Origin of the sequence: Alkaliphilus oremlandii OhILAs, assembly GCF_000018325.1 — a bacterium.
Taxonomy (GTDB): domain Bacteria; phylum Bacillota; class Clostridia; order Peptostreptococcales; family Natronincolaceae; genus Alkaliphilus_B; species Alkaliphilus_B oremlandii.
On sequence record NC_009922.1, the window covers coordinates 1,333,729 to 1,353,743 of the forward strand.

The 20,015-nt window shown below is 36.7% G+C and carries 22 protein-coding genes; all 22 read left to right on the top strand.

Annotated elements, in window-relative coordinates; translation table 11 throughout:
• The first annotated feature begins 7 nt into the window (after positions 1-7).
• Positions 8-1,849, top strand: a complete 1,842-nt coding sequence (dnaK, locus tag CLOS_RS06370; protein WP_012159091.1) for a molecular chaperone DnaK — start codon at positions 8-10, stop codon at positions 1,847-1,849.
• 84 nt (positions 1,850-1,933) lie between these two features.
• The gene (gene dnaJ, locus CLOS_RS06375; protein WP_041719058.1) at positions 1,934-3,073 is read left to right on the top strand and encodes a molecular chaperone DnaJ; all 1,140 of its coding nucleotides are present in this window, start codon (positions 1,934-1,936) and stop codon (positions 3,071-3,073) included.
• Positions 3,074-3,142: 69 nt separating this feature from the next.
• On the top strand, positions 3,143-4,084 hold the full coding sequence (gene prmA / locus CLOS_RS06380; RefSeq protein ID WP_012159093.1) for a 50S ribosomal protein L11 methyltransferase: 942 nt from the start codon (positions 3,143-3,145) through the stop codon (positions 4,082-4,084).
• 1 nt (position 4,085) lies between these two features.
• On the top strand, positions 4,086-4,856 hold the full coding sequence (locus CLOS_RS06385; RefSeq protein WP_012159094.1) for a 16S rRNA (uracil(1498)-N(3))-methyltransferase: 771 nt from the start codon (positions 4,086-4,088) through the stop codon (positions 4,854-4,856).
• Positions 4,857-6,158, top strand: coding sequence for a tRNA (N(6)-L-threonylcarbamoyladenosine(37)-C(2))-methylthiotransferase MtaB (gene mtaB, locus CLOS_RS06390; protein ID WP_012159095.1), 1,302 nt, complete (start codon positions 4,857-4,859; stop codon positions 6,156-6,158).
• A gap of 180 nt (positions 6,159-6,338) precedes the next feature.
• Positions 6,339-6,686, top strand: coding sequence for a histidine triad nucleotide-binding protein (locus CLOS_RS06395; RefSeq protein ID WP_012159096.1), 348 nt, complete (start codon positions 6,339-6,341; stop codon positions 6,684-6,686).
• 129 nt (positions 6,687-6,815) lie between these two features.
• Positions 6,816-6,995: a 30S ribosomal protein S21 gene (gene rpsU / locus CLOS_RS06400; protein WP_012159097.1), complete on the top strand. Its 180-nt coding sequence runs from the start codon at positions 6,816-6,818 to the stop codon at positions 6,993-6,995.
• Between the two features lie 38 nt (positions 6,996-7,033).
• Positions 7,034-7,477: a GatB/YqeY domain-containing protein gene (locus CLOS_RS06405; protein WP_012159098.1), complete on the top strand. Its 444-nt coding sequence runs from the start codon at positions 7,034-7,036 to the stop codon at positions 7,475-7,477.
• 169 nt (positions 7,478-7,646) lie between these two features.
• Positions 7,647-8,939: an NfeD family protein gene (locus tag CLOS_RS06410; protein WP_012159099.1), complete on the top strand. Its 1,293-nt coding sequence runs from the start codon at positions 7,647-7,649 to the stop codon at positions 8,937-8,939.
• Between the two features lie 10 nt (positions 8,940-8,949).
• A complete protein-coding gene (gene floA, locus CLOS_RS06415) occupies positions 8,950-9,951 on the top strand; it encodes a flotillin-like protein FloA (protein WP_012159100.1) in 1,002 nt (333 codons plus the stop codon).
• 29 nt (positions 9,952-9,980) lie between these two features.
• Positions 9,981-10,487, top strand: coding sequence for a hypothetical protein (locus CLOS_RS06420; protein ID WP_012159101.1), 507 nt, complete (start codon positions 9,981-9,983; stop codon positions 10,485-10,487).
• A 237-nt stretch (positions 10,488-10,724) separates the two neighbouring features.
• The gene (gene yqfC, locus CLOS_RS06425) at positions 10,725-11,000 is read left to right on the top strand and encodes a sporulation protein YqfC (RefSeq protein WP_012159102.1); all 276 of its coding nucleotides are present in this window, start codon (positions 10,725-10,727) and stop codon (positions 10,998-11,000) included.
• A gap of 3 nt (positions 11,001-11,003) precedes the next feature.
• Complete coding sequence (yqfD, locus tag CLOS_RS06430) at positions 11,004-12,209, top strand: sporulation protein YqfD (RefSeq protein WP_242649604.1); 1,206 nt, start codon at positions 11,004-11,006, stop codon at positions 12,207-12,209.
• A complete protein-coding gene (locus tag CLOS_RS06435; RefSeq protein WP_012159104.1) occupies positions 12,210-13,214 on the top strand; it encodes a PhoH family protein in 1,005 nt (334 codons plus the stop codon).
• 42 nt (positions 13,215-13,256) lie between these two features.
• Positions 13,257-15,398, top strand: a complete 2,142-nt coding sequence (locus CLOS_RS06440) for an HD family phosphohydrolase (protein WP_012159105.1) — start codon at positions 13,257-13,259, stop codon at positions 15,396-15,398.
• On the top strand, positions 15,382-15,837 hold the full coding sequence (ybeY, locus tag CLOS_RS06445) for an rRNA maturation RNase YbeY (RefSeq protein ID WP_012159106.1): 456 nt from the start codon (positions 15,382-15,384) through the stop codon (positions 15,835-15,837). The genes CLOS_RS06440 and ybeY overlap by 17 nt, the downstream gene beginning before the upstream one ends.
• Positions 15,838-15,854: 17 nt before the next feature.
• Positions 15,855-16,553, top strand: coding sequence for a diacylglycerol kinase (locus CLOS_RS06450; protein WP_012159107.1), 699 nt, complete (start codon positions 15,855-15,857; stop codon positions 16,551-16,553).
• A gap of 48 nt (positions 16,554-16,601) precedes the next feature.
• Positions 16,602-17,663, top strand: a complete 1,062-nt coding sequence (locus tag CLOS_RS06455; protein ID WP_012159108.1) for a DUF3048 domain-containing protein — start codon at positions 16,602-16,604, stop codon at positions 17,661-17,663.
• A gap of 14 nt (positions 17,664-17,677) precedes the next feature.
• Positions 17,678-18,100, top strand: coding sequence for a cytidine deaminase (locus CLOS_RS06460; RefSeq protein ID WP_012159109.1), 423 nt, complete (start codon positions 17,678-17,680; stop codon positions 18,098-18,100).
• Entirely contained in the window at positions 18,090-18,977 is an 888-nt protein-coding gene (era, locus tag CLOS_RS06465; protein ID WP_012159110.1) for a GTPase Era, read from the top strand. Before CLOS_RS06460 ends, era begins: the two co-directional genes overlap by 11 nt.
• A 100-nt stretch (positions 18,978-19,077) precedes the next feature.
• Positions 19,078-19,230 (top strand): YqzL family protein, encoded by a 153-nt coding sequence (locus CLOS_RS15570; RefSeq protein ID WP_198006339.1) that lies wholly within the window; start codon positions 19,078-19,080, stop codon positions 19,228-19,230.
• Position 19,231: 1 nt separating this feature from the next.
• Entirely contained in the window at positions 19,232-19,972 is a 741-nt protein-coding gene (gene recO / locus CLOS_RS06470) for a DNA repair protein RecO (protein ID WP_012159111.1), read from the top strand.
• Positions 19,973-20,015: the final 43 nt, after the last annotated feature.

Here is a 20,015-nt window from a genome sequence, read left to right on the forward strand (position 1 = left end):
AAACTAAATGGGTAAAGTAATAGGAATTGACTTAGGAACTACAAATTCATGTGTTGCTGTATTAGAAGGTGGAGAACCTGTTGTTATAGCAAATAGTGAAGGAAATAGAACGACACCTTCCGTTGTAGCCTTCGGTAAAGATGGAGAGAGAATTGTAGGCGAGCCTGCAAAAAGACAAGCTGTAGTAAATCCAGATAAAACAATTATGTCCATTAAGACACAAATGGGATACGATTATAAAGTAAATATTGATGGAAAGCAATATACACCGCAAGATATTTCTGCGATGATTTTACAAAAATTAAAAGCGGATGCGGAAGCATATTTAGGTGAAGCTGTAACTGACGCAGTTATTACAGTTCCAGCGTATTTCTCAGACAGCCAAAGACAAGCGACAAAAGACGCTGGTAAAATTGCAGGGCTAAATGTACAAAGAATCATCAACGAGCCAACAGCTGCATCTTTAGCTTATGGTTTAGACAAGACAGAGGAGCAACAAAAAATATTAGTATATGACTTAGGTGGCGGAACATTTGACGTATCCATCTTAGAACTTGGCGATGGCGTATTCGAAGTATTATCAACAAGTGGAGATAACCATTTAGGTGGAGACGATTTTGATAAAGTTGTAATCGACTACATTGCAGAAGATTTTAAGAAGCAGGAAGGCGTAGATTTAAGACAAGATAACATGTCTCTTCAAAGATTGAAGGAAGCGGCTGAAAAAGCTAAAAAAGAGCTTTCAAGCACTATGACGACCAATATCAACCTGCCATTTATCACAGCTACCAGTACAGGTCCAAAGCATTTGAACATGGATTTATCTAGAGCTAAATTTGAAGAAATTACATCTCATTTAGTAGAAAGAACCATAGGACCAGTAAAGAAAGCGATGAGTGATGCTGGATTATCCGCAGGGGATATCAACAAAGTAATTTTAGTCGGTGGTTCAACTAGAATACCAGCAGTACAACAAGCTGTAAAGAATATTACAGGTCAAGATCCACATAAAGGAATTAACCCAGATGAATGCGTAGCCTTAGGTGCTGCCATACAAGCAGGGGTACTTACTGGAGAGGTAAAAGACGTATTATTATTAGATGTAACACCGCTATCCTTAGGTATAGAGACATTGGGTGGTGTATTCACTAAATTAATCGAAAGAAATACGACAATTCCTACAAGAAAGAGCCAGGTTTTCTCTACAGCTGCAGATAACCAACCAGCAGTAGATATTCACGTACTTCAAGGTGAAAGACAAATGGCAGCAGATAATATTACCCTTGGACGATTTGAACTTGGAGGTATTCCACCTGCACAAAGAGGTGTTCCACAAATCGAAGTAACCTTTGATATCGATGCCAACGGTATTGTAAACGTATCTGCAAAGGATCTTGGAACAGGCAAAGAGCAAAAAATCACAATTACTTCATCTAGTAATTTAAATGATGCAGAAATTGAAAAGAAAATTAAAGAAGCAGAGCAATTTGCTGAAGAAGACAAGAAGCGTAAAGAAAAGGTTGAAGTTAGAAATCAAGCCGATTCATTAGTATATCAAACAGAGAAAACATTAAAGGATTTAGAAGGAAAAGTTAATCCTGAAGATGAATCAAAAGTAAAAAATGAAATAGAAAAGTTGAAAAAAGCACTTGAAAGTGATAATGTAGATGATATGAAAAAATCAATTGAAGATTTAAACAATGCCTTCCAAGCAATTTCACAGGCAATGTATCAACAGGCTCAAGCACAGCAAGGTGAAAATTCAGATGCTGGTGCAGGTGAAGGAACTACAAATAGAGATAATGTAGTTGATGCAGAGTACGAAGTTGTAGACGACGAAGACAAGTAACAGTTAAACTATTGAGGACGCCCTATGGGTGTCCTCAAAGTCAGTAATAATAAAATATATTTGCATTTTCAAGGTGGTGAAGCAATGAGCAAGCGAGATTATTATGAAGTGTTGGGTATTAATAAGGATGCAAGCGATCAGGATATTAAAAAGGCTTACCGTAAATTAGCCATGAAGTATCATCCGGACAGAAATCCTGACAATAAGGAAGCAGAAGAAAAATTTAAAGAGGCCAATGAAGCCTATGAGGTATTGAGCTCACCAGAAAAAAGACAGAGATATGACCAATTTGGGCATGCTGGTGTCAACGGTAATGGCGCTGGCGGTTTTGAAGGCTTCAGTGGTTTCGGTGGTGGCGGCTTTGAAGACATTTTCGGTGATATTTTCGATATGTTTGGCGGTGGTTTCTCTTCTTCACGAAGAAGAAGCGGACCTCAAAAGGGAGCGGATCTTCAGCATCAGGAAGTGATTACGTTTGAAGAGGCGGCCTTCGGTGTAGAAAAAGAAGTGGAGTTTTATAGAAATGACTCTTGCCATACTTGTAGTGGAACAGGGGCAAAGCCTGGTACATCTACAAGGACTTGTACAAAATGTAATGGAACTGGTGAAATCAGGGTTGTGCGAAGAACTGCTTTAGGTCAAATGGTCAATGTAGCGCCATGTGATCAATGTGGTGGCGATGGAACCATGATAGAAACACCTTGCGATACTTGTAAAGGTAAGGGAAAAGTTAGAAAGCTGAAAAAAATCAAAGTGAAGATTCCAGCAGGTGTAGACACTGGCTCCGTCATCTCTATCAGAGGAGAAGGTGAACCTGGAATTAAGGGCGGTCCTTCTGGAGATTTTTATGTGGTGATCAATGTGAAACCTCACAAACTTTTCCAAAGGGATGGATATGATGTCATCTGTGAGATGCCCATTACCTTCGTTCAGGCGACCCTTGGAGACGAAGTGGAAGTTCCTACTTTAGAAGGAAAAGTTAAATACAAAATCAATGAAGGCACACAGAGCGGTACCGTGTTTAGATTGAAATCAAAAGGAATTGTAAATCCAAAGGGTTATGGCAAGGGAGATCAATACGTAAAAGTGATCGTAGAGGTTCCAACAAAACTTTCAGAGAAGCAAAAAGAAATATTAAGAAATTTTGCTGCTGAAAGTGGAGAAGATATGCATCAGCAAAGAAAGACATTCTTTGAAAAAGTAAAGGACGCTTTTGGTGTATAGACAAAAAGATGGATTTGAAAAATTGCAATTAAGGGATAAAATCTGAGTTATTGTTTAGGAGTGAAATTGATGAAATGGATTGAAGTGACAATCAGAACCACAACGGAAGCGGTAGAAGCTGTTGCCAATGTTCTTTACGATGCAGGTGTGTCAGGTGTTGCCATAGAGGACCCCAATGATATTGTTTTCGTAAATAACGATGAGAAAACTTGGGATTATGTAGATGAGGCTTTAATTGATTTTGAACAAGGTGCTTTGGTAAAGGGATACTTACCGGAATCATCGGATCTCGTTGAAAAAATCGAAATTATTAAGAACTCCATCGCTGCATTACCTGAATTCGGTCTAAATATTGGTGCAGGAGAGGTTAGTACGCTGGAGGTAAATGAAGAGGATTGGAGTACATCTTGGAAACAATACTATAAGCCAACGAAAATAGGGAATAAAATTGTGATTAAACCTACCTGGGAGGAATACATAGCGCAGGAAGGGGATATGGTCATAGAAATGGACCCTGGTATGGCCTTCGGTACAGGAACTCACGAAACGACAATGATGTGTGTTGAGCAGCTAGAAAAATACATTTCTAAAGATACTACGGTTTTCGATATTGGAACAGGCAGTGGCATCCTTGCAATCGTTGGAGCGAAGCTAGGCGCTAAAAAGGCAATTGGTGTTGACTTTGATCCTGTTGCAGTTACTGTTGCAAACGAAAATGTTAGAGCAAATAAAGTGGAAAACATTGTAGAAATAAAGCAAGGCAACCTAATGGATGTTGTAAGTGAAAAGGCAGATGTTGTTGTAGCGAATATCATAGCAGAAGTGATCGTGATTCTGAGTGAAGATATCAAGAGCTTCTTAAACAAAAACGGAATTTTTATATCCTCTGGAATTATTTTAGATAAAATTGATACAGTGAAAGAAAGCTTAGTGAAAAATGGATTAGAAGTTATCCACGTAGAAACCATGGGCGAATGGGCTGCAATAGTTTCTAAGGTAAAGGGAGCATAATATGCATCGTTTTTTTGTTATGCCAAATCAGGTGAATTTAACCAGTGGAGAAATCGTGATTCACGATGAAGACGTTAAGCATATTTCCAAGGTGTTGCGATTAAAAGAAAAGGATATTGTAGAGATTTGTGATGGAGAAAGCAAGGAGTATATCTGTAGCATAGCATCCATTCATAAAAATGAAGTGGTGCTTTCCATTGAAGAAGAACGCAAATCCACCCAAGAAGCATCCGTAGAAGTCGTTCTATATCAAGGGGTTCCAAAGGGCGCAAAAATGGACTTAATCATACAGAAAACCACAGAGCTGGGTATCAAGGAGATCATTCCCGTAATGATGGAAAGGACTGTGGTTCAATTTGATAGCCCAAAGGATGAAGTGAAGAAAGTGGAGCGATGGCAAAAGATTGCTGAAGAAGCAGCAAAACAGAGCAAAAGAGGAATGATTCCCAAAATTCATCTGCCAATGAGCTTTAAAGATGCAATTGAGGACAGCAGGAAGAATGCATTGAATATTATGCCCTATGAAAATGAAGAAAATAGGGGCTTTAAAAATATTATCAAGAATTTATCGAAAGAGGATCAAGCCTCTATTAAAAAAATAGGAGTTTGGATCGGACCAGAGGGTGGCTTTGAAGAAAGCGAAGTAGTAAAAGCCATAGAAAATGGCATACATCCCGTTACATTAGGTCCTAGAATACTTAGAACAGAGACAGCAGGATTTACAATGTTGAGTCTTGTTATGTACGAGTTGGGAGATTTAGGAGGAGCATAGGTGAAAAAAGTAGCTTTTCATACATTAGGTTGCAAGGTAAATCAGTACGAGACACAGGCCATGGGCGAACTTTTTGAAAAAGAGGGATATGAGATTGTTTCCGATGAAGAGGTTGCAGATGTTTACGTCATCAATACTTGTACCGTAACCAATGTTGGCGATAAAAAATCGAGACAATTTATTCGTAGAGCGAAACGAAACAATGAAGAGGCCATTATTGCCGTAGTAGGTTGTTATGCTCAAACGGCTCCAAAGGAAGTGCTAGCCATTGAAGGGGTCAACATTGTGATCGGAACCAACGAGCGGAATAAAATCGTTGAAGCTGTAGAAAATTGTAGCACAGAAGAAAAAATCAGCTTAGTGGATGACATCATGAAAGTGAAGCAATTCGAAGAAATGTCCATCGTTGATGTAAAAGATAAAACAAGAGCATTTTTGAAAATACAGGAAGGGTGCAACCAGTATTGTACTTATTGCATTATTCCTTATGCAAGAGGTCCCATTCGAAGCCGAGGGCCTTTGGAAATCGTTGAGGAAGTAGAAACCTTAGTTCAAAAAGGTTTTAAAGAAGTGGTACTAACTGGGATACACGTAGCATCCTATGGAAAAGACCGATCGGATGGTACCGATCTAATCCATATATTGAAGCAAGTAAATGGTGCACAAGGATTGGAGCGAATCAGATTAAGTTCTTTAGAGCCTACTCTTTTTACCGATGATTTCTTAAGGGAACTATCTCAGCTCGATAAAATATGTGACCATTTCCATCTGTCCCTTCAAAGTGGATGCAACGCCACCTTAAAAAGGATGAACAGAAAATATACTGCTGAAGAATATAAAGAAATTGCAGGTAGAATTCGGAAGGTGTATCCAGAGGTTGCCTTGACCACCGATGTGATCGTTGGCTTCCCAGGTGAAACGGAAGAAGAATTTAATACAACCTATGAGTTCATCAAAGATATTGGGTTCAGTGAAATTCATGTATTTAAATATTCTCCTAGAACTGGTACACCGGCATCGAAATATAAGGAACAAGTTGATGGATTAACAAAACACTATCGTAGCGAAAAGCTGATTGACCTTGGAGAAAAAATGAAGAATCAGTACAGAGGTCAGTTTGTAGGCAAAGAGAGAAAAGTCTTGTTTGAAGCCATTTCTAAAGAAAACAAAGCTTATATGGAAGGCTATACAGACAATTACTTAAAGGTGCTAGTTCCAGCTTCAGAGGTTGTAGAAGGGGAATTAACAAATGTAGTACTGAAAGAATTAAAAGAAGAATATATTTTAGGGGAAAAGAAATAATTTTAAAAGAGGAATTCTTCTTTTTCTGTTGAATATTATAAAAAAAGCTTCTATGGAAGCGTTGTAAGGAAGCTTTTTTGGGAACTCAATTACGGCAAGGTTCTTCTTTGGAAGCGCATTATAAGCAGAGCTTTCCTATTTGTTACATTCGTTTTAAATTAGCAGTAAGGAGGTGTACCTATGTCAGATTGCATTTTTTGTAAGATAATAGAAGGTCAAATTCCTAGTGCGAAAGTATATGAGGATGACCATGTGATTGCTTTTAAGGATATTGCTCCAGAAGCACCAACACACCTGCTTATTGTACCTAGAAAGCATATCCCATCCATAGTGGATATCAGTGAAGAAGACAGCAATATGATTCTGCCTCGAATCTTCGCCGCTATAGGACATTTAGCTAAAGAATTTAATTTAGAGCAAGAGGGTTTTAGAATTGTAAACAATTGCGGCAAAAATGGGGGGCAAACTGTAGATCATCTACATTTCCACCTATTAGGAGGAAGACAATTACAATGGCCACCAGGCTAAAAATAGCTATTGCATTAGTTGAAATTTTAATGTATAATAACTAGGTATTGTTTAATCCCACTTGCAATATAGCCATTATGTTGCTATAGATAAAGCACAGCGCTTGCTAGCGGAGGGAGGGGAAGTAAGATGTCAGAGATAAAAATAAGAGAAAATGAATCACTAGATAATGCTCTTCGTAGATTTAAAAGACAGTGCGCTAAGTCTGGTATTTTATCAGAAGTAAGAAAAAGAGAGCACTATGAAAAGCCTAGTGTAAAACGTAAGAAAAAGGCAGAAGCTGCTAAAAGAAATAAAAGTAAATTCTAATAATCGTATTAGAGTTTCAAAGTAGAGGTGAAAAAGAAATGTCCCTCAAACAAAGATTAGCTGATGAACTAAAAGAAGCCATGAAAAATAAAAACCAGCTTCGTAAAAATGTTATTACAATGATTCGTGCTGACGTAAAGCAAATAGAGGTAGATAAGCGAGTTGAGCTGGGCGATGATGAAATTATAGAAATCATAGCAAAGCAGGCAAAACAGCGGAGAGATGCAATTGAAGAGTTTGCAAAAGGCGGTCGTGAAGACTTAATGGAGCAAGCGAAGCAAGAAGTTGATATTCTGATGGAATACTTACCTGAACAGCTGTCGGAGGAAGAAGTTGAAGTAATTATTAGAGAAGTGATCACCGAAATCGGTGCTACTTCGATGAAAGAAATGGGAAAAATAATGGCTGCAGCGATGCCGAAGTTAAAAGGTAGAGCTGATGGAAAAGTAGTTAATCAAACAGTACGAAAAATTTTACAATAGTAAAATAAAGAAACTAACCCGGAATATTTCCGGGTTTATTTGTTTTTGGGGCAATTGTGAGCCAGAGGGAACAAATTTTATTTTTGGAAAATGATTTAGTTATTTGTGTTAAATAATAGTTTAGGATATACTAAAAATGAATATATATAGAATAGGGAGGAGGCGAAAAATGAATAGAAAAAAGATTTGTGTTGTATTGCTATTGATGCTCCTATTATCAGTAGTAGCTGCTAGTGGAGATCAAGGAGCAGGAAATGTATATGTGATTCCCATTCGTGGAGAAATAACGCCTGCCATGCATCTTTACGTGAAGCATAATTTATCCATCGTAGAAAGCGATAAAAATGCTACTGCCGTAATATTTGAAATTGATACCTACGGTGGCAGAATTGATTCTTCGGAGCAGATTGGAAAATTAATTTTAAATACCAACATTCCCACCATTTCTTTTGTCAACACAAAAGCAGAGTCTGCTGGTGTTTTACTCACGATTTCATCCGATACCATAGCAATGGCGCCCAGCAGTACCATTGGATCGGCGGAAACTGTTCCAAATACAGAAAAGGTTCTTTCGACTTGGGTCGGCATACTCAGAAGCACTGCACAAAAAACGGGAAGAGATGAAACGATCGTCAGTGCTATGGCAGATAAGTCTGTAGTGATTCCTGGCGTTAGTGAAAGAGGCAGACTTTTGAATCTAACCAATGTAGATGCGATTCTATTGGATTTCATCGATTTTATTGCCAATGATTATAATGAAGTTCTAGATTATTTATCTTTATCCGATCACCATATTATCATGGCAGAAACCACAAATAGCATTCGTCTAGCGCAATTTGCCAGCAATTTATATATTGCGCCCATACTATTGGCAATTGGAATTATTGGGATTTTAATAGAACTATTTATGCCAGGCTTCGGAATAGGGGGGACGATTGGTTTGATATCTTTAGCAGTTTATTTTGCAGGAAACATGTTAGCAGGAAATGGTAATTTTGCAACCGTATTAATATTTGTCTTAGGTATCATCCTACTAATTACAGAAGCGGCTATGCCAGGCTTTGGAATTGCAGGAATCGGCGGTGTTCTTTGTATTGGCGTCAGTATTTTCTTGATTTCAAACAGTATCGTGACTGCGGTTTTATCTGTAACCGTCATCTTAATATTAACGATTATTGCGATTTTATTGCTTTATAAATTTGCACCAAAAAATAAATATTTTAACCGAATTATTTTAAATGCGAAATTAGATAAGAATAAAGGGTATACTTCAACCGTAGACTATAGTAAATATGTGAATCAAACAGGGATTGTTACTACAGCTCTTAGGCCATCGGGTATCATATCCATCGATGGGGAACTATTAGATGTAGTTTCTGAAGGACAATTTATAGAAAAAGACGAAATCGTAATGGTTTCAAAAGTAGAAGGTAGAAAAATTGTAGTTCGAAAAATGAATTAGGAGGGGTTTTATGCCAGAAGTTGTATTTTTATTGATTGTTGTTGCTATTGCATTTATTGTACTATCGATTATTTTAAGCTTTATACCAGTAGGATTATGGATTACGGCTCTTTTTTCTGGGGTTAAAGTCGGCATTTTCACATTAGTTGGGATGAGATTCAGAAGAGTACAGCCAAATCGTATTGTGGGTCCATTAATTAAAGCTACAAAAGCAGGATTAAATTTAGACATTGATGATTTAGAAGCCCATTATTTAGCTGGAGGAGATGTTAATAGTGTAGTTGATGCATTAATCGCAGCACAGAGAGCTGAAATTGGGTTAGAATTTGAAAGAGCTGCTGCCATTGACCTAGCAGGGAGAAATGTATTAGAAGCCGTTCAGGTCAGTGTTAATCCAAAGGTAATAGAGACGCCTAAAATTTCAGCAGTGGCTAAAGATGGAATTGAAGTAATGGTTAAGGCAAAGGTAACAGTAAGAGCTAACATTGAAAGACTTGTCGGTGGTGCTGGTGAAGAAACAATTATTGCAAGAGTTGGAGAAGGTATTGTTACAACAGTAGGTTCGGCTCTATCCCATAAAGATGTATTAGAAAACCCAGATTCCATCTCTAAAATGGTATTAGGGAAAGGTCTTGATGCAGGAACTGCCTTTGAAATTCTATCCATTGATATTGCAGATATTGATATTGCAAGAAATATTGGTGCTCAGCTGCAAACAGATCAGGCAGAGGCAGATAAACGTATTGCCCAAGCAAAAGCAGAGGAAAAAAGAGCCATGGCAGTAGCGCGAGAGCAGGAAATGAAGGCTGCTGTAATAGAGATGAAGGCAAAGGTTGTAGAAGCAGAGGCGGAAGTACCAAGAGCCATAGCTGCGGCTTTAAGAGAAGGAAAATTAGGTGTAATGGATTATTATAATCTCCAAAATGTGGCAGCAGATACTACCATGAGAGAATCTATTGCCAAAATTAGCAAAGACGATAACGATAGCCACGGAAAAGATATAACAAAGTAAGGTAGAGGCTTTCTAAAGGATGTGATGAAATGGGCTTTGAAACCATAATAGGCATTGTGGTAGTTATACTCAGTGTCGTATTGACCAGCAAAGATAAGAAAAACCAAAAGACGAGACAGCGGAAAAATTGGCAGACCAGTACAACAACTTCCTCGCAACCGATGAAAAGACAAGAAAATAACCCTAGAAAAGGTGCTTTTGGGGGTTCTTTAGAAGACCTATTTAAAGAATTAAGGACAGAATTTGAAAAGAATTATGGCGTTGCAAAAAAAGAAGAAGTAGAATCTACGACTGGTCAAGATGTATCCAGGACTTCTAATATGGAAGTGAATAGAGAGGAAAGAGTTTTATATAAAGCAAACAGCTACCTTGGAGATAGCAGTACCTTAGATCGGAACTCTGTGGATTCTAAAGGAACAGTATACGACAAGGAAATTGGCAAGAATGAAAAAGAATTTAAATTGGATAAGAAAGGAATTCTGCAAGGCATTATCATGTCTGAAGTTTTGCAAAAACCAAAGAGCTTAAGAAGATAGGATAAATTCCTATCTTCTTTGCATTTATAAGAGAACTAGAATTTTTTATAACGAATAGAAGATTCTACTTATAATATGTTCTAAAAGAAGAACTGTACCTTAAATGAGTTTCAAAAAAGCTTTCTTATCACGCTTCTATAGGAGCTTTTTTTAGATAGGAGAACGAAAATTTTATAGCAAATAGGTCTAATAAAATATGGGAAAGCATAAAATTTGAATATATGGGAGGTATGGCAAATGAAAAAAAATACAGAAATAAAAAAAACCTTAGCCGAAATCTTGGAATTACCGCAAGATATTATTTTAGATTTGCCTAAAATTACGATGATTGGTAATCTCCAAATATATATAGAAAACCATAAGGGGATTTTAGAATATACGAATACAAGAATTCGGATTAACACAAAGAATGGGGTCTTGAGAATCACGGGAAAGGATATGGTCCTAAAAAATATCATTACAGAAGAAATTATTATTATAGGGGATATTGTTCAAATAGAATTCATCAATTGAGAGGTGGATACATTGTTGATTTTAAAGCTTTGGAACTATATGAGAGGATATGTAAACATAAGGATAGAGGGCCTTGCCTTAGAGCGATTTATCAATCTATGTATTGCGAAAGGAATTTACTTGTGGGATATTCAAAGAATCAACCACACGGCCTTGGAGGGAAAAGTCAGTATCAAAGGTTTTAAAGAACTAAGAGGGATTGTAAAAAAAGCAGGATGTAGAGTTTCTATTAAAAGAAAAAATGGATATCCCTTTTGGATACATAAACTTAAGAAGAGAAAAATGCTTTTAGTAGGAGCATTTTTTTGTTTCACCTTATTAATCTTTTCTTCTACCTTCATTTTTTCAATTGAGGTTTCTGGAAATCATCAATTAGAACGAGGGAAAATCATTGGCATACTCAACGATCTAGGGCTAAAGCCCGGTGCAAATCGGTATAAGATTAATATAAAAGATATAGAAACACAGATGCTCTTAGATATGGAAGAACTTGCTTGGGTTGGTATTGAGATTAAAGGGATCAAGGCTAGGGTTGAAATCGCAGAAAAAAGATTGGCACCGGACATCATTGATAAGAATACACCTTGCAATGTTGTAGCTTCAAAAAAAGGTGTTATTGAAAAAGTAATAGCGCGAAATGGCGATCCTAAGGTTTCAGAGGGCGATATTGTAAAAGAGGGCGATATCTTAATCAGCGGTATCATAGAGCGAGATTTTATGGAGACTGACAAATACGTTCATTCCTATGGCGAAGTATTTGCAAAGACTTATTACGAAGGTATGGAAAGCAAAAATTTGATAGAAATTAAAAAGGAAAAGACAGGAAAAACCTTTAAAAGAAGAATGTTTAAATTTGGAAACCTCGAACTTTCTATTAATAATGCAGAAATACCATATAATACTTATATATTAGAAAAAGAATCAAAAAAACCATTTCAATGGAGGAATATAGGGCTGCCTGTGGAAATAATAATAGAAGAATATTATGAAGCTGTAGAAATTGAAGAAAAGATTTCTGAACCTGAAGCGGAGAAGGCGATCCACAGTAAGGTTATCAATCAGTTGCTAAAGGAAATACCGCTAGAAGCTGAAATTTTAGATACAAAAATTAACTTTACTACCCAAGATGATATTTTATATGGTAAAGTTATTATAGAAGTTTTAGAAAATATAGCACAGCAAAAGAGATTACAGATAGGAGTTGACTAATTGTTGGAAAACAAATTACAAAAGAAAATAGAGATTCAGGATCAAAAATTTATAAAAGAATTATTCGGTAATTTTGATAAAAATATAAAATTGATTCAAGAAAATTTAAATATTGATATTGTACAAAGAGAAGGCGACATTTTAATTATTGGCGATGAAAATAATGTCTTATTAGGAGAGAACTTAATAAAGCAATTGATGGAGCTGGTAGGCAATAATGAAAGCCTTACAATTCAGAATATATCCTATGCCATAGGATTACTATTGGAAGGAAAGAACGAAAGGATACAGGATATTACAAATGATGTGATCTTTGTTACAGATAGAGGAAAGCCGGTTAAACCGAAAACCATCGGACAGAAGAAATATATTGAACTGATTCAAGGAAAAGATTTAACCTTTGGCATTGGTCCAGCAGGTACAGGTAAAACGTACCTAGCAGTGGCCATGGCAGTGAAAGCATTCCGTAATGAGGAAGTAAGCAGGATCATCTTAACAAGACCTGCAGTAGAGGCTGGTGAAAGCCTTGGCTTTCTGCCTGGCGATTTAAAGGACAAGGTAGACCCTTATTTAAGACCTTTATATGATGCACTCTTTGATATTTTAGGTTCTGAAAAATTTCAGAAATATATGGAGCGTGGTATGATAGAAGTAGCACCCTTGGCGTACATGAGAGGAAGAACGCTGGACAACAGCTTTATCATATTAGATGAAGCACAGAATACGACGAGAGAGCAGATGAAAATGTTCTTAACTCGTTTCGGTTTTGGTTCTAAAGCTATTGTAACAGGAGATATTACCCAAATTGACCTGCCAAAAGGAAAGTTTTCAGGTCTAAAGCATGCGGAAGAGATTTTAAAAAATGTAGATGAAATTGGATTTGCTTATTTGACTGGGAAAGACGTTGTAAGACATAATCTTGTTCAAAAGATCGTAAAAGCTTATGATGAGCATGAAGCCAAAATACAAAAAAAGCTCAAGAACGAGAAAAAGAGTGAAAAATAAAAAAGTATTTTACACAGGAAGAATCGTTTAGGAGGTGTAGTTATGGATAACGCTACAAAAAGCTTTTTTCAACGAGATCCGATTCGCAGAATATTGTTAGCCTTACTGTTTTTTGCTAGCTTATTTTCAATATTAGCAACCAGCTTAAAGCCAGAAAAATTTGACTTAGTGGTTGGTCAAAGTGCGCCTGTCGATATAAACTCACCAAAGGACATAGAGGACAAGTTCAATACAGAGCTATTGAGGGAAAAGGCTGTGGTGAATGTAGAACCCATCTATAAACTAAATCCAGGTGTACGTGTAGAAGTAAATAAAGATATCGAAAAGTTTTTTAATCTGGTCTATAAGCTTCAGAATGCAGAAGAAAAGATTGAGAAATTAACAGAAGAAGAAACAGAGGAAGTAACGGAGGAGATCCCAGTAAAGCTTTCTGAGAAAGAAAAAATTGAACGATTGAACCAGGAAAATGATCTCAACATCGGAATGGAAAATTCCAAAACTGCAATAAAATCCTCTGTCGAAGATTTAAAATATCTTGAAAGCTATATCAACGAAATCGTTGCACAAAATATGAATTTAGGAATCAATATTGAAGATCTTCAAAAACAAAAAAATAGCATTAAAGAATACATTACGAATTTAAATGAATTTAGTGAGGAGCTAAAGGATTTAGCAATCGCTGTCATCAATGCTACAATTAGGCCAAATAAATTTCTAGATGAAGAAGCTACCAATGGTAAAATTGATATCGCAAGAGAAAATGTAGATAAGGTCATCATAAGAAAAGGGGACAGCATTATCAGAGAAGGCGAAATCGTCACCTACGATCGACTGGAGATATTAAGAGATTTGGGGCTTTTACGGGAAGATAATAAAATAGATTTTATTCTATATATCGGAATCGCCTCTATTGTTTTGGTCATAGAGTTTATCATCATTGCGTATATGATGGTGTTTAATAAGACCTTATTAGAAAAGCCAAAGATACTACTGATGATCTACTTGATATTTATGTCTGTCGTCATTATTTCCAAGGCAATTGAAGGAATTTCAATTTATTTGATTCCAATTGGAGCTGCTGCCATGTTGATGTCCATATTGGTGGATTCCAGACTGGCAGTGCTAATCAACCTATGTCTCACTGTGGTAATCAGCCTGATTACAGGAAATAACATTAGCTTTATGGCAATGGCACTGATCGGCGGTACTGTGGGTGCTTTCAGCGTGATCAATAGCCAACAAAGATCCAATATTTTCGTATCTGGAATTGCGATCAGCGTGATTAATATGGGTACCATCGCTGGTATTGGATTTATTAACAGCAGTGAAGTGAGTCAAACCTTGACCTTTGGCCTGTATGGGCTACTCAATGGACTATTTTCCTCCATATTGGCCGTGGGCTCATTGCCATTATGGGAATCCGCATTCGATGTGGTGACACCTTTAAAATTACTGGAGCTATCCAATCCCAATCAACCACTGCTCAAAAAGCTTTTAATCGAAGCGCCCGGTACCTATCAACATAGTATTATTGTAGGAAACTTAAGTGAGTCCGCTGCAGATGCCATCGGTGGAAACTCCTTATTAGTTCGAGCGGGAGCCTTTTATCATGATATTGGAAAAACAAAGAGACCGTATTTTTTTAAGGAAAACCAATTGACAACGGATAATCCCCATGATAAATTAAAACCTGCTTTAAGTGCCAGCATCATTACAGACCACGTTCGTGATGGCATTGAGCTTGCTAAAAAGCATAAACTGCCCGTTGAAATTAGGAATTTTATCACAGAACATCATGGAGATACTTTAGTCGCATATTTTTATCATAAGGCTAAAACCGGTGAAAATGGTGATCAGGTAGATGAAAAGAACTTCAAATACGATGGACCGAAACCGCAGAGCAAGGAAACTGCAATTGTTATGATGGCGGATTCCATAGAAGCAGCAGTTCGAAGTCTTTCCTCTCCTAGTCAAGATGATATCCAGGCTTTGATAGAAAAGATCATCGATGGAAAGCTAAGAAGCGGTCAGTTAGATGAATGTAATATTACTTTTAAAGAGTTAAACACAATAAAAAAGACATTCCTAAAGGTCATATTGAGTATATTCCACGAAAGAATAGAGTATCCAGATATGGACATTAAGAAAGAAGATGGAGGAAAGCCTCATGGAGCTGTTAATTGACAATAGACAGGATCGATATGAAATCACAGACGCATTAATTGAATTAATCAACAAGGCAGTTGAAGCTTGCTTAATATATGAGGGATGGGAAATAGATTATGAAGTTAGTCTTTCCTTTGTAGATAATCAAGAGATTCAAGCTTTAAATCATACTTACAGAGGAAAGGATTATGCAACGGATGTTCTGTCCTTTCCTCTCATAGAGGAAAACCAAGGCCTCGACCTTGAAGAAAAGCTTTTAGGAGATATCGTTATATCTGTAGAAAAGGCGGCAGAGCAGGCAAAGGAATACAACCATTCATTTGAGAGAGAAATGGGATTTCTGGTGGTTCATAGCATGTTTCATTTAATGGGTTACGATCACGATCACGATGAAGCTACAGCAGATATGCGAAAAAGAGAAGAGGCCGTTTTGACGGCGATCAATTTACTTCGATAAGAAAAAAGGAGCAGATCATGAAGGTTAGACGTCTCATAGACAGCTTAAATTATGCATTTGAAGGAATTATTTATGCACTGAAAACCCAAAGGAATATGAAGATTCATTTTGCAGTGGCTATTATTGTATTGATATCCAGCTTATTTTTTGATCTAACACGGATAGAAATCCTGATACTCCTACTGACCATCTCGATGGTTTTAGTTGCAGAGATGATCAACACCTCTATTGAATCTACCATTGACTTAATTACGGATAAATATCATATTTTTGCTAAGATTGCTAAGAACGTAGCGGCAGGGGCGGTTTTGATTGCTGCTATAAATTCCATCATTGTAGCTTATTTGCTTTTTTTTAATAAAATGAATTCCTTTACCATACAGGTGCTTCACCATGTAAAGCAATCGCCACTCCATATCACTTTTATCGCCTTAATCATTGTGATATTTTTAGTGATCGTGGTCAAAGCATACTTTGGTAAAGGAACACCGCTCCAAGGCGGTATGCCCAGTGGCCATGCAGCAGCAGCTTTTTCCTTAGCTACGGCCATTACTTTTATTTCAGAGAACATGTTTGTCGCTACATTATCTGCTCTGATGGCACTGTTGGTTTCACAAAGTAGATTAGAAACTAAAATCCACAATTTTTTTGAAATTGTAGTGGGTGCTATTTTAGGAATATTGGTTACGACGATTTTCTTTCAACTATTCCTATAGATTTAGATATGAATAAACAAAGACATTTGCAGAAAGGAAGAATACACGATGAAGGACTGGAAGAAAAAAGGAATTATATTATTTTTATTGGCTTCACTTTTATTAACCAATGTGGCTTGTGGTAAAAAAACAGAGGGTGATGATAAGGGCGGTATAGAAATAGAGGAAATTGAAGAAACTGAAGAAGTAGTACAGCCTGTAGAACCTGAAATTACAGGGGTACCATCGCCACTCAGTGGCATTCGCGTACCGGAAGAGAAACTGAATAAAAGACCGATGGCGATCATATTTGACAATCAAACAGGAGCTCGTCCTCAAGCTGGATTGATCGATGCAGAAATTGCCTATGAATTTTTAGCGGAAGGTAATATTACGAGATATTTGGGTATATTCTTAATTAACGAACCAGAGGTCATCGGTTCCATTAGAAGTGCAAGACCTTACTTTATTGAAAAGGCTTTGGAGTTTGATGCATATTTTGTTCATGTAGGTGGCAGTGATCAAGCCTTTGCCGATATCGTACACAAAAAAGTTTCTGATATCGATGCCATGAGCAGAGGAAATGATGTTTTTTGGAGAAAAAATCATAAAAAGATGCCCCATAATATGTATTCTAGCTACGATGCATTGAAGAAAGCCACTGAAAAAAGTAAATATCGAACAGAGCCTACATTGAGAGGCTTTCAATTCCACTCAGATGTAGAAGTATTCCAAGATGGAGAAATTGCTAAAGAGATCTTTATCAAATACTCAAAAGGCTACGAGCCATCCTATATCTATGACGAAGAGAATAAGGTTTATAACAGAAATTATAATGGTGCAGCCCATAAAGATGAAACCACGGGAGAAAATTTGACCGCAACCAATATCATCGTACAAGAAATAAAATCTAAAGTAATCGATGAAAAACTTCGCTTGGACATGAACACAGTGGGAGAAGGCTCCGGAAAATACATATCGGCAGGAAAAGTCAAGGATATTACTTGGAAGAAAGGTAGCTATGAAGGCGCTACAAAATATTTTGACACAGATGGAAAAGAGCTTACTTTAAATCCGGGGAAAACATGGGTGCAAGTTGTACCGAATTTTAATAATGTAACGATCAATTAACGGAGGGGATTCATTTGACAGATAGAGAATTAGTAAGAGAAGCAATCGAGGCAAAAAAGAATGCATACGTACCGTATTCAAAATTTCCTGTAGGTGCGGCATTGCTGACGAAGGAAGGAAAGGTATATAGAGGTTGTAATATTGAATGCGCTTCTTATGGTGGAACCAATTGTGCAGAAAGAACTGCAATTTTTAAAGCAGTTTCAGAGGGAGACAGAAATATAGAAGCCATTGCTGTTGTAAGTGATTTAGATGATTATACATATCCTTGCGGCATATGCCGACAGGTTATTGTGGAGTATGGAAGAGATATCAAACTGATCATCGGAAAATCAGAAGAGGAGTTTAAAGTATATACAATCAACGATTTACTTCCAAATTCTTTTACACCAGAAGATCTAGAGAAGAAGGAGGCAGTAAAGAATAATGACATTTAAATCAGGATTTGTTACCATTATAGGAAGACCGAATGTTGGAAAATCAACGCTAATGAATAAAATAATCGGTGAGAAAATAGCCATTATGTCTGATAAACCACAGACCACTCGAAATAAAATCCAATGTGTATACACACAGAAGGATTACCAGATTGTGTTCTTAGATACGCCAGGGATTCATAAACCGAAGCATAAGCTGGGGCAATATATGGTGAAAATTGCAACAGAAACTTTAAAAGAAGTAGATGCGGTTTTATTCGTTGTAGATGAAGGTAATTCCATTGGTCCAGGGGATCAATATATTATTGATCAGCTTCAAGGCATTGATACCCCCATTATTTTAGTACTAAATAAGATTGATAAAATGAATGCAGAGAACTTGAATCATCTATATGATCAATATGAAAAAACAGGGATATTTAAACATATCATCGGTATATCTGCCTTAGAGGGAGCAAACGTAGGGAACTTAATCAATCTGATTGTTCAATATTTACCAGAAGGACCAAAGTATTTCCCGGAGCATATGATCACAGACCAGCCAGAGCGTTTAATTGTGGCAGAACTCATTAGAGAAAAGATTCTGCATTATACAGACCAAGAGATTCCTCATGGGGTAGCAGTGGAAACTTCTTTGATGAAGCGTAGAGAGGGCAAGGATATTATCGATATCAATGCCACCATATACTGTGAGAAAAAATCCCACAAGGGAATCATCATCGGCAAAGGTGGTAGAAAGTTAAAAGGGATTGGAAAAAGTGCAAGAGAAGATATCGAAAAGCTTTTAGGTTCCAAGGTTTATTTAGAACTATGGGTAAAAGTAAAAGAGGACTGGCGAAATAGCGAAAATACATTAAGAACTTTAGGATACGACTAAAATCCCATTAAATGTTAATCTAGTAAAATTTACAATGTATAGTGAATCCCCAAATACAAAAACTATGGTAAATAAGTATAATTGGAAAGGGGATTCACTTATGTTTAATGAGTTAAATAATGTGATGTGGAATATATTTGAAAAGACAGGAAATATTTATGCGTACTTATATGTACAGGAATATAATAAAAACAAAAGCGAAATAAGGGCTGAAATTCAACCATTAGAAATGAAGGAGACTACAATAATATAAAATGTTAATAACAACTGAAGGTTTTATATTAAAAAATAGAAAATTTGGAGAGACTGATAGTATACTTACTATTTTCACTAGAAAAGCTGGAAAAATTACAGCCATTGCCAAGGGTGCTAGAAGGCCTAAAAGCAATCTATTAGCTGGGATCCAGCCTTTTTGCTACAGTGAATTTGTACTGTATAAGGGTAAAAATATGTATACTGTGAGTCAATGTGAAGCAAAGGAAATATTTTATCCATTGAGAGAAGATTTAAAAAGGTTATCCTATGCTTCTTATTTAGTTGAATTGGTAGAAGCTGTAACCACAGAAGGGCAAACGAATCATCGATTATTTAACCTTTTTGGCAAAACTTTATTCTTACTAAAAAAAAGTGATATTGAAATCAATCCGATTGTTCGTGCCTTTGAAATAAAGCTGATGAACTATCTAGGATATAAGCCTCAGCTTATGAGCTGCGTAAACTGCGACAGCAAGGAAACTACTGCTTGGAAATTTAGTGCCACAGAAGGCGGTCTGCTTTGTTCTTCCTGCTATAGTGCAGATCTCTTTGCAATGAAGATCAGTAATACGGCTGTTAAATTGGCTATATTTCTACTGATGAAGGATATTACTGAAGTCCAGAAGCTAAAGATCAGTGACCATTTAAATGAAGAACTCAAAAAAATATTAAAGCAATATATATTGACCCATACGAATAAATATGATTTTAAGAGTTTAGAAGTAGCTGAAAAATTATAAAGAAAGCTTCTATAGAAGCGTTGAAAGGAAGCTTTTTTTGAAA

What these genes read in the sequence shown, in the direction of transcription:
- dnaK (WP_012159091.1), top strand. Translation starts at nt 8, where the DNA reads ATGGGTAAAGTAATAGGAATTGACTTAGGAACTACAAATTCATGTGTT.
- dnaJ (WP_041719058.1), top strand. Translation starts at nt 1,934, where the DNA reads ATGAGCAAGCGAGATTATTATGAAGTGTTGGGTATTAATAAGGATGCA.
- prmA (WP_012159093.1), top strand. Translation starts at nt 3,143, where the DNA reads ATGAAATGGATTGAAGTGACAATCAGAACCACAACGGAAGCGGTAGAA.
- CLOS_RS06385 (WP_012159094.1), top strand. Translation starts at nt 4,086, where the DNA reads ATGCATCGTTTTTTTGTTATGCCAAATCAGGTGAATTTAACCAGTGGA.
- CLOS_RS06395 (WP_012159096.1), top strand. Translation starts at nt 6,339, where the DNA reads ATGTCAGATTGCATTTTTTGTAAGATAATAGAAGGTCAAATTCCTAGT.
- rpsU (WP_012159097.1), top strand. Translation starts at nt 6,816, where the DNA reads ATGTCAGAGATAAAAATAAGAGAAAATGAATCACTAGATAATGCTCTT.
- CLOS_RS06405 (WP_012159098.1), top strand. Translation starts at nt 7,034, where the DNA reads ATGTCCCTCAAACAAAGATTAGCTGATGAACTAAAAGAAGCCATGAAA.
- CLOS_RS06410 (WP_012159099.1), top strand. Translation starts at nt 7,647, where the DNA reads ATGAATAGAAAAAAGATTTGTGTTGTATTGCTATTGATGCTCCTATTA.
- floA (WP_012159100.1), top strand. Translation starts at nt 8,950, where the DNA reads ATGCCAGAAGTTGTATTTTTATTGATTGTTGTTGCTATTGCATTTATT.
- CLOS_RS06420 (WP_012159101.1), top strand. Translation starts at nt 9,981, where the DNA reads ATGGGCTTTGAAACCATAATAGGCATTGTGGTAGTTATACTCAGTGTC.
- yqfC (WP_012159102.1), top strand. Translation starts at nt 10,725, where the DNA reads ATGAAAAAAAATACAGAAATAAAAAAAACCTTAGCCGAAATCTTGGAA.
- CLOS_RS06440 (WP_012159105.1), top strand. Translation starts at nt 13,257, where the DNA reads ATGGATAACGCTACAAAAAGCTTTTTTCAACGAGATCCGATTCGCAGA.
- ybeY (WP_012159106.1), top strand. Translation starts at nt 15,382, where the DNA reads ATGGAGCTGTTAATTGACAATAGACAGGATCGATATGAAATCACAGAC.
- CLOS_RS06450 (WP_012159107.1), top strand. Translation starts at nt 15,855, where the DNA reads ATGAAGGTTAGACGTCTCATAGACAGCTTAAATTATGCATTTGAAGGA.
- CLOS_RS06455 (WP_012159108.1), top strand. Translation starts at nt 16,602, where the DNA reads ATGAAGGACTGGAAGAAAAAAGGAATTATATTATTTTTATTGGCTTCA.
- era (WP_012159110.1), top strand. Translation starts at nt 18,090, where the DNA reads ATGACATTTAAATCAGGATTTGTTACCATTATAGGAAGACCGAATGTT.
- CLOS_RS15570 (WP_198006339.1), top strand. Translation starts at nt 19,078, where the DNA reads ATGTTTAATGAGTTAAATAATGTGATGTGGAATATATTTGAAAAGACA.
- recO (WP_012159111.1), top strand. Translation starts at nt 19,232, where the DNA reads ATGTTAATAACAACTGAAGGTTTTATATTAAAAAATAGAAAATTTGGA.